The sequence below is a fragment of the Fusibacter paucivorans genome (genome assembly GCF_018390735.1).
Taxonomy (GTDB): Bacteria; Bacillota; Clostridia; order Peptostreptococcales; family Acidaminobacteraceae; genus Fusibacter; species Fusibacter paucivorans.
In genome coordinates this window covers 85587-98538 of record NZ_JAHBCL010000013.1, presented here as the reverse complement: position 1 = coordinate 98538, position 12952 = coordinate 85587, and the positions used below count along the sequence as shown (strand labels likewise).

Genomic DNA, 12952 nt, shown 5'->3' with positions numbered 1-12952 from the left:
AGAGTAAGTAAGTATAGGCGGTGAAATTGTGAAAATGAAAGCACCCGTGGCATTTAAAGGGACAGTTAACGGTTTGTATTTAGCCATCGAATCGGCTGTCGATTTTGAGATACTCGTCGATCACTTAAAACAGATTTTAGAGAAATCCGCTGACTTTTATAAAGGATCGAATATTATTGGCTGCAAAGGGCAAAAAATGTCCTATGCAGAAAAGTATCGACTTGAAGAAATTATAAAGTCATACGGCATTGGCGTAGACAGTTTAGAATTAATGGAAGAGACGCCAAAAACAACTTCTGTTCAATTAGATGAGCCTAAGACAACTGAAAAAGAAATTGTTGTTGAAAAAGAAGTCATCGTTGAAAAAGAAGTTTTTATTGAAAAGGAAGTACTGCAATCGGATACAAAATTTGTGTATGGCACGATGCGCTCTGGAAAGGGCGTGGAATTTTCAGGCAATGTCATTGTCTTAGGTGATGTTAATCCCGGTTCAGAAATCATTGCCGGCGGTAATATCATCGTTATTGGCAAACTGCTTGGCTTTGTTCATGCTGGCGCGTATGGTGATGATGAAGCTTTTGTTGTCGCCAATCATATGGCACCGACGCAGATCAGGATTTCCAGGTATATTTCAGTACCGCCCAAAGACGAAAACCGAGAGGCAAATCGGTTGACTGAAAAGGCATCTGTCAACAACGGGGTTATAAAAATCGAAAGTATACATTAATTAAAAACGATTACCAATAATATTTTGGAGGATAACAAAATGGGTGAGTCAATAGTCATTACATCTGGGAAGGGCGGCGTCGGTAAAACGACCACAACCGCAAATATTGGCGCTGCACTGGCGATGGAAGGAAAGAGTGTCTGCGTTATTGATGCCGATATAGGACTAAGGAATCTTGATATTGTCTTAGGACTTGAAAATAGAATAGTCTATGATATCGTTGATGTTGTAACAGGTGTATGCCGCATCAAGCAGGCACTGATTAAGGATAAGCGTTTCCCTAATCTGTTTCTCTTGCCGGCAGCACAGACAAAAGATAAAAATGCCGTATCACCGGAACAAATGAAAGAACTTGTAGAGGACTTAAAAAAAACACACGACTTTATTCTCGTCGATTGTCCGGCAGGTATCGAACAGGGTTTTAAAAATGCAATCGCCGGTGCTGATCGTGCCATTGTCGTCACGACGCCTGAGGTGTCAGCAGTACGCGATGCAGATAGAATCATCGGATTGCTTGAGGCTTCTGAAATTCATGATCCGAGGCTGATTGTCAATCGTCTGCGCGTTGATATGGTTAAACGAGGCGATATGATGAATGTTGAGGATATTACAGATATTCTCGCCGTTGACCTTATCGGTGTGGTACCGGATGACGAAGAAGTGGTGATGAGTACCAATAGAGGAGAGCCGGCAGTCTTTAGAGACAATGCGCTTTCCGGGATGGCGTTTAAAAATATTTCAAAGAGAATTATGGGTGAAGATGTCGAATTCTTGGAGTTTGATGTTCAGGAGAGCTTCTTTGAAAAATTGAAGAAGGCATTTTCTTTTGGCAAGTAAAGGAGGAGACATATGTTTGACTTATTTGGTTTTTTTAATAGCAAACCGAGCACAAAGAGTATCGCGAAAGAGCGTTTGAAACTGGTTTTGGTACATGATCGCACCAATTGTTCACCAGAACTGCTGGAGCTTTTGAAAGAGGATATCTTAAATTCGATTTCAGAGCACGTCGATTACGATCCGCAGAATATGGACATTAAAATTACGAGGACACGGGATGATGAATCTGGGAAACCTGTTCTTGTGGCGAGTATACCGATCAAAAATATGAAACGTTAATCCGGGTCCTTTTATAGGACCTTTTTTAAGTCGAGGTGAAACGATTGACAATTAAGAAGATTTTTGAGAATTTCGACTACTGGTTGATGTTAATTATCATGGTGATCTTTACATTTGGTGTATTGGCTATTGCCACTGCTACAAATGTTCAAACTGACGGTTTTTCAAGACAGTTTATGATGCAGATCATCGCCTTTGGCATTGGTATTGTCATCATCATCGCCATGCAATTTTTTGACTATGAAGTATTTGGTGAATTTTATTTCGTCATTTATGGTTTAGCCATAGCCGTGCTGTTGCTGGTTTATGTACCGGGACTCGGCGCCATTCGAAACAATGCGCGCAGCTGGATTGCGATCGGCCCTATTGATATACAAACCAGCGAACTTGCTAAAATAGGTTTTATTATTTTTTTTGCGAAGTTTTTAGAAAAAAATCGCGGTGTGAAATCTTTTTTGGATATCCTAAAATGTGTCCTTCTCATGCTGCCTTTTATAGGATTGGTTATTAAGCAGCCTGATCTTGGGTCGGCACTTGTCTTTGTGCTCATTGGGTTTGGCATGATGTTTATTGCAGGGTTGCCATATCGTTATATACTCATTGGTACCGTGGCATCAGCGATAGGCTTTCCGATTATTTACGCAAATTTAAAAACACATCAGAAACAGCGCATAGACGCTTTTTTAAACCCTAATGATACCTCACTGCCGGGAAACTATCATGTGATGCAGTCAAAAATTACGATGGGTTCTGGACAGTTGTATGGCAAAGGGCTTTTCCAAGGCGTCTATCATCGCCTTAATTATTTGCCGGTACAGGAGAGCGATTTTATATTTGCTGTCTTTGTGGAAGAGATGGGCTTTGTAGGCGGTGCGGCTATTATTGCACTTTACTTTATTTTTTTACTGCGCTTGATTCATTTAAGCCGTAAGACAAAAGATGACTTTGGCAGTTATATCATCATTGGCATCATCTTTATGTTTGCTTTTCAAATTATTGAAAATATAGGTATGACAATGGGCGTCATGCCCGTTACAGGTATCACATTGCCGTTTTTCAGTTATGGCGCATCTTCCATTGTGACAAGTATGATTGCGCTGGGACTGGCGGAAAGTATCTATGTGAGAAGAAAAAAAAGTACATTTATGTACTAATTAATATGAATGCTTAGGAGGCAATTTTATGAACCTAGAGGGACTTTTGCAACGTGTTGAAAAGCCTTCAAGATATATCGGTGGCGAATTGAATACCTTTAATAAACCATTGGATGATCATACTATTCGATTTTGTTTTGCTTTTCCAGATGTTTATGAAGTTGGCATGAGCCACTTGGGTATGCAAATTATCTATCAGCTGCTAAATGGGGTTGAAGATGTATTCTGTGAGCGTGTTTTTGCACCATGGCATGATATGGAAGCGATGATGCGAGAAAATGAGATGAAATTATTTTCCCTTGAAACGAAGACGCAGCTTGGTGATATGGATGTCATCGGCTTTACGTTACAATACGAACTCAGCTATACCAATATACTCAATATGCTGAATCTTTCCGGCATTTCTCTTTTGTCAAAAGATCGGCATGGGCGAGATCCGTTGATTGTCGCTGGTGGGCCATGTGCTTATAATCCTGAACCACTTGCAGAGATCGTCGACATGTTCTTTATTGGGGAAGGCGAAGAGCTGCTGATTGATTTTATTGATGTTTATCGCCTGTATAAATTAAAACAAATTGATAAGGAAACGCTCTTAAGGCGCTGTGCCGATATAGAAGGCGTCTATGTACCAAAATTTTATGAACCGCAATACAATGAAGACGGTACCATACAATCGGTCAAGACGATTGACGGTGTGCCGGAAGTCATTAAAAAGAGGATTGTACGCAATTTGGACGATGGCTTTAAACTTGAAACCATGATTGTTCCCTTTGCCGATATTGTACATGACCGCGCGATGCTGGAAGTTTTCCGAGGCTGTACCAGAGGCTGTCGTTTTTGTCAGGCGGGCATGCTGTATCGTCCTATTCGAGAACGCGGACAGGATAGTCTCGTCGAAAATATTGATAAAATTTTAAGCAGTACGGGATTTGAAGAAGTATCGTTAACTTCTCTGAGTACCATGGACTATTCTGGCATTGACGCGCTTGTCAAAAAACTCGTCGACAAATACGAAGCGCAGTCAGTCGGCGTTTCACTGCCGTCACTTCGCCTTGACAGTTTTTCCATTGATGTGCTTAAGGAAATTCAAAAAATCAAAAAAACCGGCTTAACATTTGCACCGGAAGCAGGCACGCAGCGACTAAGAGATGTTATCAATAAAGGTGTGACGGAAGATGATATTGAATCCACCTTTAAGAGTATTTTTGAACTCGGTTGGTCTAGGGTTAAATTATACTTCATGATCGGTTTGCCGACGGAAACCATGGATGATCTTGACGGCATTGCCGATATTGCCAATTTGGGAACCTATCTTTTTAAGCAGTATAAACCGGAATATATGAAAAAGTCTGTACAGGTTACCGTCAGTACTTCATGTTTTGTCCCAAAACCGTTTACGCCTTTTCAATGGATGGCGCAGTCAACCGCAGAAGCGTTTTATGAGAAAATTGACCATCTAAAGGGCAAGCTTAACAACAAAAAAGTTGTTTACAATTATCACGATCCAAAGACCAGCGTTTTGGAAGGTGTTTTCGCAAGAGGCGACCGGAAACTGGCTGCGGTATTAATAAAAGCTTATGAATTAGGCTGTAAATTTGATGGGTGGCAGGAATACTTTAACCATGACAATTGGATGAAAGCTTTTGAAGCCTGCGATGTTTCACCTGATTTCTATACGACGAGAGAGCGCCAAAAAGATGAAATATTTCCTTGGGATGTGATCAGCCCGGGCGTGACTAAACAGTATTTATGGCTTGAAAATACAAGAGCACTGGATGAAACAGTAACAGGCGACTGCCGAACAGACTGCAAAGGCTGCGGCGTCAATAAAATCATTATCGGCGGTGATTGCTAATGGTAACATTGAGAATACGTTATACCAAAACACATTACATGAAATATTTAGGGCACTTGGAGTTGATGAAGCTCTTTGAACGAGTCTTTAGGCGACATCAATATCCTTTAAAATTTTCTGAAGGATTCAATCCGCATCCTAAAATGACATTTGCCTCACCGTTATCTGTCGGCTATGCGACAAAAGGCGATTTGATGGAAGTCATTTTGACAGAAGAAATGCCGCTTGAGAAAGTACTTGCAACTGTCTTTCCAGAGGGGATTGAATTATTGGATGCAAAATACGTCGAATCGAAGACGTCACTTATGGCGGGGATTGACAGTTCTGAGTATTTGATTAATGTCGAGCTTCAAACGCCGATCAGCGATTTGGAAGGGCAATTTGAGCATTTTCTTTCACAGGATTCGATTATTTATGAAAAGAAAAACAAGCGTGGTCAAATGCGTACCATTGATGCAAAAGCACAAATCTACAAGGCCAAAATTATTTATGAAGAATCCTGCGAGTTTACACTTAGATGTACTTTGAAGACGAGCAGTCAAGGCAATTTAAATCCTGAAACATTCGTCAAAGCTTTTTTAAAGTTTTGCAGACAACCAGAAGATTCGGCGGTTATTCTCGTCGAGCGGCTTGCAATGTTTGATATAGCGCATGAGCCGCTGTTTGAATTAACAAAATAGTCATAAGCCATCGTAATGGTTAATCAGATTTTCTTTTAAAGGAAGCAAACGAGAAAGCGGGAAGGCGATGAACAACAAAAACAAAGCAATATATATTGTAGAAAGTCGCGATACCCGTCTGGCGATTAAATATGATCTGACAAATGATGCGATAGAGGGCATTGTCGCATCAAGAGGTGAAAATTACACTTATCTAAACAAAGTGTTCGCAGCAAAGATCGTCAATATTGTCGATTCATTGGATGGGGTTTTTTTAGACATTGGCGCAAAAGAGAACGCCTTTATGACGAAGCGCGAACTGTGCAAAGCACTTGATATCACTTATGCAAAAGTGAAGCAGGTTCCAATAAAGCAGTTGGTAAAGCGCAATCAATTGATACTGGCCCAAGTGAGTCGTGAAGCGTATCAGTCAAAAGGCGCTTCCCTGAAAGCTGAAATTAGTATCGTTGGCAAATACTTTGTACTCCTTCCACAGACAAAGGGTATTAAGTATTCCAGAAAAATCAATCCGCGCACTTTAGACCTAACGCTTCAAAATCGTCTAACAGAAAAAGGTGCTGCGATCGGTTTTATCGTTAGAAGTCAAGTAGCAGAAACCAATGATACGGAAGCTGTCTACGGTGATCTGATGAGACTGATTGATGTATGGGAACGCATGCTAAATCAATTTAGACTGACGCCAAACATGCGCTGTCTTTATGAACCGGATACATTTGAAGATGAAGTCTATCGCAGACTTTATGAAATGCGTCAAACACGACTTTATGTTCAGCGAGACGAAGAAAGAGACGCATTGATTGCGATGGGGGTTCAAAAGAACGATATCGATAAGCAGATAGCCAGTGATATCAATACATTGACATTGCTTGAAAAATTAAAAGCACTCCTTGCCGGAAACGTCTTCAAAACACCTTCAGGCGCACAGTTCACCATAGATGAACTGGAGGCTTTTACAATCATTGACATTGATTCAGCCACTTATACAGGCGATCAGACAAAAGATGATTTTGCCTTTGGATTAAATCTTGAGGCAGCAAAATCTATCAGACAATTATTGCTGCTGAGGCAGATAGCCGGTGTGATTATCATTGACTTTATTCATATGCCTGCAGAGGTGCAAACGCGTTTTCTTGAGAAATGCCGTGAGGAATTCTTTACGCGAGATGACGATTTCAGCGTCCATGGCTTTACAGCGCTTGGCTTGTTGGAAATAACGCGAAAACGTGAGAAGCCATCGCTAAAAGCATTGATGAGTTTTGATTATAAGTGCGGTGATCTTTATCATTTGGCCTTGGTCTCAATGGAGAATCAGCTCAGGCGGCTTTCTAATCATACAAATACCAAACGTGCCATGGTCGTTTGTGAAGAACCATTATATATTTATTTGAGACAGCGGCCTATTGATGGCAGCATTTTTGGCTTATCATTAAAATATGAAAAGCGCAAACGAACGGCGTCCAGTTATGCCATTCAGACACTTCCGGAATGAGCGATAATCAACATAAAAAAGAGAAAGTAATACAGCGGTAAGATATCGGTCAAAATACTGGAATTTCATTGACATGTGCTGGTTGATATGATATTATTTATCGTGTTGCCGCACGAGTTGGGTTTTTAAAACACGTAGGTGTACCTAGATCTCGGCGAGTATGGATAGAGGAGGTGCGAAATGTACGCAATTATTAAAACTGGTGGTAAACAATACAAAGTTGCTCAAGGTGATGAAATTTTCGTGGAAAAATTAAATGTCACTGAAGGTGAAACTGTAGAGTTTGATGACGTTTTAGCTGTTTCTACTGAAGAGGGCTTACAAGTTGGCTCAGAAGTAGCAGGCGCTAAAGTAACGGCTTCTGTTGTTAAAAACGGCAAAGGTCCAAAAGTCATCGTTTTCAAATACAAGTCTAAAAAAGACTATAGGAAAAAACAAGGCCACAGACAACCGTACACTAAGGTTAAAATCGAAGCGATTTCAATGTAGTGACAGATGGTAAAAGTTGTCGTTAGTAAAAATTCAGAACAGTATTTGTCATTAAAGATTACGGGACATGCATATTCCGGAAAACCGGGACATGATATTGTCTGTGCAGCTGTTTCCACATTGGGGCAGACTTTGGCAAATGCACTTGAACTGATTGCTGAAATCCCGGAAAAAGAGCTTAGGCTTTCGTATCAATCGGGCTTATTGTCCTTGAGTGTTCCGGAAACAGCAGATCGACATACTGTGGACATATTATTTAGAAATTTCGTAATTGGCATAGATGGCATTGTAGGTAGTTATCCTAAAAATGTCAAACTGATCATTGAGGAGGTGCAGGGACATGATAAGAACTTTTAACTTACAGTTATTTGCGAGTAAAAAAGGTGTTGGTTCTTCTAAGAACGGTCGCGACTCACAGTCGAAACGCCTTGGTGTTAAAAGAGCAGACGGACAGGCAGTCAGTGCCGGAAGTATTCTCGTAAGACAGAGAGGAACGAAAATCCACCCTGGCAACAACGTAGGCAAAGGCGGCGATGATACATTATTCGCAAAAGTCGACGGCGTTGTAAAATTCGAGCGTAAAGGCAAAGATAAAAAACAAGTAAGCGTTTATGAAGCTTAATCCTAAATGTCCATCATCTTTGATGGACATTTTTATTAAAATAAGAAGATAAAAATCGGTTTAGAATATGACAGATTTGATGATTGAGGTCCTTTATTTCAAGAAGGTCTATAGGTGATCAAAAAGACTGAATTTTATACTTTTTAAACTTTAAGCATTGGAAAATTTGAGAGCATTGGTATGAGCCTTTGACATAGCGGTTCATATCCTATATACGAATATTTCGTAGAGGTGAATGATGTTTGTAGATATTGCAAAAATCTACATTAAAGCTGGCGATGGCGGCAATGGCCGCGTTAGTTTCAGAAGAGAAAAGTATGTGCCGGATGGCGGCCCGGATGGCGGCGATGGCGGCCGAGGCGGTAGTATTGTCGCCATTGCAGACGATGGGATCAGAACGTTGATGGACTACCGCTATAAAACAAAATATAATGGTGAAGCCGGTGGCGACGGCGGCAAAAAGAATATGACGGGAAAGGCTTCCGAAGATTTATTGATTAAAGTCCCTGTTGGCACCATTATTCGAGATGCGGAAACCGGTAAAGTCTTAGCAGATTTAAAGACGAAAAATGAAAAAGTAGTTCTTGCGAAAGGCGGCCGAGGCGGCAGGGGTAATACACATTTTAAAACAGCGACACGACAGGCGCCGACTTTTGCAGAAAAAGGGACGAGCGGCGTTGAACGCAATATTGTCATGGAGCTCAAGTTGTTGGCAGATGTGGGATTACTTGGCTATCCAAATGTGGGAAAATCAACATTTCTTGCAGCGACAACAAAAGCACAGCCCAAAATCGCCAATTATCACTTTACAACACTACAGCCTAATTTAGGTGTTGTTGAAGCTATTAAAGGCAAGAGCTTTGTCATAGCTGATATACCGGGGCTGATAGAAGGAGCTAAAGACGGTGTTGGATTGGGACATGATTTTTTAAGACATGTTGAACGCACACGACTGCTGGTACATGTCGTCGATATATCCGGCATTGAGGGCCGTGATCCTATAGAGGACTTCAAAACGATCAACAAAGAAGTTTTTGGGTATAGCGAAAGGCTATCGACGCGTAAACAAATCGTTGCAGCCAATAAAATCGATTTACTTTTCGATCGAGAAGTTTTAACGCATTTTACAGCGACACTTGAAGCAGAGGGTTATGAAGTTTATCCAATTTCTGCGGCAACAGGTGAAGGCGTTGAAACACTCTTAAGCCGTATGACGACGCTGCTCGATGAAATTCCTCATGAAGCGCTTGTCGACGAATCGGACTATCTCGTAGAGGAGCTGGATTTCACCGACAAATCTGAAATCAATTACTTTATGGATGAAGGGGTTTACTGTGTCGAAGGTGAATATCTCGAGCGATTGATGTATTCAACCAACATGGATGATATAGAATCACTCAGAAGATTTCAAAATGTCTTAAAAAATAAAGGTGTTTTTGATCACCTTCGCGAAATGGGTATTGAGGATGGCGATACAGTAAGAATCCTGTCCTTTGAATTTGAATTTTATGATTAGGTATAGGAGCGTATATGCTAACGGGAAAACAGCGTAGTTTTTTAAAATCACTTACAAATACAATGAAGCCAGTTACTCAACTAGGCAAAGAAGGCGTTACAGAGGCTTTTCTAATAGAAGTTGATCATCTGTTGGAACATCATGAACTCATTAAAATAAGTGTACTGAATAATAGTATGTGCACAGCCAAAGAAGCGGCGAATGAAATTGCAGAAAAAACAGATGCAGAATTTGTTCAGGCGATTGGCAATCGCTTTACGCTATACAGACAGTCTCGGACTAATCCGACGCTTGAAATTCCAGGCGCCGATAATTCGCGCGTCCATAATAATCGTCTTAAACAGTTGCAGGTAGAGCGTGAAAAGCAAAATAAAATGCAGAAACAGTCGACGGGCAAGCGCATTCGTAAATCCGTCAAACCAAAAACGCCAAAGACGTCAAAATAAGGAGTGCTTTTATGGAAGCAGCAGCCCGCGGAAAACGCATTGGAATTATGGGTGGGTCCTTTAATCCCATCCATTATGGTCATCTAATGCTGGCTGAACAAATTAGAACGCAGTATGCACTGGATAAAATCATTTTTATTCCGGTTGGCATTGCAGCACATAAGGCAAATAACCTTAAAGAAACGCGGACAGAGCGTTTCCGGATGACCGCTTTGGCTATTGAATCAAATCCATTTTTTGAAGTCAGTGATTATGAGCTGAAAAGAGAAGCCGTTTCCTATTCTGTGGAGACGGTTAGGGATTTGCGAAAATCATTGGATGCATCTGATTCGCTCTATTTTATCACGGGGGCAGATGCCATCATCCTGTTGGATTCATGGTATCACAGCAAAGAACTCAGCCAATATGTGACATTTGTCGCAGCAACGCGTCCGGGCGTTGATACTGAGGAATTTGAAGCGAAGATTCAAGTACTGCGTGAAAAACTGGATGCCAAGATCGAAATGTGCTTTATTCCAGCACTCGCTATCAGCTCGACGGATATCAGAACGAGGGTACAGGAAGGGAAGAGTATTAAATACCTCCTGCCAGAATCGGTTGAGGCATATATTTATGAAAAAGGTCTATATCGCGTATAGTTGTCGCATGGACCGTAGACAAGCCGGTTCATTCATCGTTTCATTCGATGATCGCATCGGTTTTTTTGCATGACTCAGGAGATAATGATGACAAACGAAGCAATGATCACGTACTTAAAGGCAAATTTAAGTAAAAAAAGATTTCAGCACAGCATGCGCGTCGCAAAACTTTCAAAAGACTTGGCTAAAATACACGGTGCGGACCCCGACAAAGCATACTTTGCCGGGCTGGTTCACGATATTGCCAAAGAACTTGACGATGAAACCTGTCTTTTGTATATTCAAAAAGCGAACATCTATAAGGACCCCAGCATTGAAGCCAACCCTAATTTGGCGCATGGTGAAATTGCAGCGTATTTGCTGTCAACAAAATTTGGCATTGATGATGAATCAATTCTAAATGCCGTCAGATGGCACACCTATGGCCGTGCCAACATGACTACACTTGATAAAATTGTCTATTTGGCAGACATTATAGAGCCGAAACGTCAATTCGAACATATTGATGACCTTCGTAAAATTGTTGTTGAAGATCTGAATGCTGCCATTCACTATTTTTTTGATTTATGTGTTGCCTATCTATCAGAAAAACATCAAATTGTGCATCAGAATACCTATGATATGCTGCATACCCTTCGTTGACGGAATGAATCCATTAACTGTCTATAATTATTCAAAAAATGAAGAATGATGCATTTTTCTTGATTATTTATGATATATTATCTATTATAGATAATAAGGCAATAGAAAAAGGAGCAAAGTAGAATTGAATTTTGACATCGTAAAAAAGATTTATAATCTGCTGGATGATAAGAAGGCAAAGGATATCGTTGTTTTGAAAGTTAATCGTATTACAACAGTGGCGGATTATTTTATTATCGCCACCGGTACTTCGTCAACGCATATTAATGCACTTTGTGATCACGTTGAAAAGACATTGTTTGACGCCCATTTCACGCCTAAGCATAAAGAGGGCAGAGCAAAAGGCGAATGGGTGCTCATGGATTATCAGGACTTTGTCGTGCATATTTTCAATGCAGAGATGCGTGCGTATTATAATCTTGAAAGAATATGGAGTGATGCAGAGTTCATAACAATTGTTTAGGGGGAATTTATGAAAAAAGCAATCCATCCGATTTTGGAAAAGCTTATTCCGGTTGCTAGAGGTGTTGCTGAAACATTTGGGTCAAATTGTGAAGTTGTTATACATGACTTTTCTGATCTTGAATACTCTATTGCAGCAATCTTCAATGGCCATGTAACTGGTCGTACAGTTGAAACGAAAATGACGGAAACCGTCATGAAGCAAATTGACAAAAAAATTGATGGTGAGGACGTGTATAATTATACGGGCAAAAGTACATTGGGCAGAGAATTAAAATCTACGACCTCATTTATCAAAGATATGGATGAAAAGATCATTGGCTGTATGTGTATCAACTTTGACATTACCGATATGATCAGTGCCAAAAACATCCTTTCGGAGCTTTGCAAAGTAAATGAAGAAGAAGTTAACGTGATCGGCGAGATTAATAAAGTCAATGATGTGCTTTACGATATTGTCGAAAATACAATTCATAAATTTGGTCGTCCAGTCATATACTTGACAAAAGATGAAAAAGTTAGCATTGTCAAGGACTTGGAAGATAAAGGTGTCTTTTTAATTAAAGGTGCCATTGATTACGTTGCCAATTCCCTCCAAGTATCCCGTTATACGATATATAATTATCTCGACGGTATACGAGAGGGCAAATAAGGAGGAGAACATGTTAAAAACAATTCACACATCTAATGCACCAGCTGCAGTCGGTCCATATTCTCAAGGCGTTTCTGCCGGAAATTTTGTCTTTGTTTCCGGTCAAGTACCAATTAATCCGGCGAATGGCGAACTCGTTAAAGGTGATATTAAAGCTGCAACAAAACAATCGCTTGAAAACTGCAAAGCAATTTTAGCTGAGTCTGGCTTAACGATGAAAAGTGTTGTAAAGGTAACTGTATTACTAAACGACATTAGTGATTTTGCCGCAATGAATGAAGTATACGGCACTTATTTTGATGAACATAAACCTGCAAGAGCAGCATTTGAAGTCGCTAAACTGCCTTTAAATGCAGATGTGGAAATTGAAATGATCGCTTATGGTGAAAATGCATAGCCGCATAAACGTATAAGTTGAAATTTTAAGAATAACCATTAAAAACAACCCCCGACACCAATCCATA

16 protein-coding genes and 1 pseudogene are annotated in these 12952 nt (G+C 40.4%); all 17 read left to right on the top strand.

Translation table 11 applies throughout. From position 1 onward, the window contains the following. The first annotated feature begins 34 nt into the window (after positions 1–34). The 17 genes and pseudogenes from minC (at position 35) to KHM83_RS09010 (ending at position 12885) form a co-directional block, all read left to right on the top strand. Positions 35–727: a septum site-determining protein MinC gene (gene minC / locus KHM83_RS09090; RefSeq protein ID WP_246542984.1), complete on the top strand. Its 693-nt coding sequence runs from the start codon at positions 35–37 to the stop codon at positions 725–727. A gap of 39 nt (positions 728–766) precedes the next feature. Beyond that, positions 767–1564, top strand: coding sequence for a septum site-determining protein MinD (gene minD, locus KHM83_RS09085; protein ID WP_213236686.1), 798 nt, complete (start codon positions 767–769; stop codon positions 1562–1564). A 12-nt stretch (positions 1565–1576) separates the two neighbouring features. After that, complete coding sequence (gene minE / locus KHM83_RS09080; RefSeq protein ID WP_213236685.1) at positions 1577–1843, top strand: cell division topological specificity factor MinE; 267 nt, start codon at positions 1577–1579, stop codon at positions 1841–1843. 44 nt (positions 1844–1887) lie between these two features. Beyond that, positions 1888–2997, top strand: a complete 1110-nt coding sequence (gene rodA / locus KHM83_RS09075) for a rod shape-determining protein RodA (RefSeq protein ID WP_213236684.1) — start codon at positions 1888–1890, stop codon at positions 2995–2997. A 28-nt stretch (positions 2998–3025) separates the two neighbouring features. Further along, the gene (locus tag KHM83_RS09070; protein WP_213236683.1) at positions 3026–4852 is read left to right on the top strand and encodes a TIGR03960 family B12-binding radical SAM protein; all 1827 of its coding nucleotides are present in this window, start codon (positions 3026–3028) and stop codon (positions 4850–4852) included. Further along, on the top strand, positions 4852–5532 hold the full coding sequence (locus tag KHM83_RS09065; RefSeq protein ID WP_213236682.1) for a TIGR03936 family radical SAM-associated protein: 681 nt from the start codon (positions 4852–4854) through the stop codon (positions 5530–5532). Before KHM83_RS09070 ends, KHM83_RS09065 begins: the two co-directional genes overlap by 1 nt. Before the next feature lie 67 nt (positions 5533–5599). Next, entirely contained in the window at positions 5600–7021 is a 1422-nt protein-coding gene (locus KHM83_RS09060; RefSeq protein ID WP_213236681.1) for a ribonuclease E/G, read from the top strand. Between the two features lie 180 nt (positions 7022–7201). Then, complete coding sequence (gene rplU / locus KHM83_RS09055; protein ID WP_213236680.1) at positions 7202–7510, top strand: 50S ribosomal protein L21; 309 nt, start codon at positions 7202–7204, stop codon at positions 7508–7510. A gap of 6 nt (positions 7511–7516) precedes the next feature. Continuing rightward, the gene (locus KHM83_RS09050; protein ID WP_213236679.1) at positions 7517–7867 is read left to right on the top strand and encodes a ribosomal-processing cysteine protease Prp; all 351 of its coding nucleotides are present in this window, start codon (positions 7517–7519) and stop codon (positions 7865–7867) included. After that, positions 7854–8132: a 50S ribosomal protein L27 gene (gene rpmA, locus KHM83_RS09045; RefSeq protein WP_213236713.1), complete on the top strand. Its 279-nt coding sequence runs from the start codon at positions 7854–7856 to the stop codon at positions 8130–8132. The genes KHM83_RS09050 and rpmA overlap by 14 nt, the downstream gene beginning before the upstream one ends. A gap of 238 nt (positions 8133–8370) precedes the next feature. Further along, positions 8371–9648 carry a GTPase ObgE gene (gene obgE, locus KHM83_RS09040; protein WP_213236712.1) on the top strand — a complete coding sequence of 426 codons (1278 nt, stop codon included), beginning with the start codon at positions 8371–8373 and terminating at the stop codon, positions 9646–9648. Positions 9649–9662: 14 nt separating this feature from the next. After that, positions 9663–9950 (top strand): annotated as a pseudogene (gene yhbY, locus KHM83_RS09035) (ribosome assembly RNA-binding protein YhbY); the annotation flags it as partial. A gap of 155 nt (positions 9951–10105) precedes the next feature. Next, positions 10106–10732 (top strand): nicotinate-nucleotide adenylyltransferase, encoded by a 627-nt coding sequence (gene nadD / locus KHM83_RS09030; RefSeq protein WP_213236677.1) that lies wholly within the window; start codon positions 10106–10108, stop codon positions 10730–10732. Between the two features lie 87 nt (positions 10733–10819). Further along, complete coding sequence (gene yqeK, locus KHM83_RS09025; protein ID WP_213236676.1) at positions 10820–11374, top strand: bis(5'-nucleosyl)-tetraphosphatase (symmetrical) YqeK; 555 nt, start codon at positions 10820–10822, stop codon at positions 11372–11374. Positions 11375–11498: 124 nt separating this feature from the next. Further along, entirely contained in the window at positions 11499–11837 is a 339-nt protein-coding gene (gene rsfS, locus KHM83_RS09020) for a ribosome silencing factor (RefSeq protein ID WP_213236675.1), read from the top strand. Between the two features lie 9 nt (positions 11838–11846). Beyond that, complete coding sequence (locus tag KHM83_RS09015; protein WP_213236674.1) at positions 11847–12488, top strand: helix-turn-helix transcriptional regulator; 642 nt, start codon at positions 11847–11849, stop codon at positions 12486–12488. A 10-nt stretch (positions 12489–12498) separates the two neighbouring features. After that, the gene (locus KHM83_RS09010; RefSeq protein WP_213236673.1) at positions 12499–12885 is read left to right on the top strand and encodes a RidA family protein; all 387 of its coding nucleotides are present in this window, start codon (positions 12499–12501) and stop codon (positions 12883–12885) included. Positions 12886–12952: the final 67 nt, after the last annotated feature.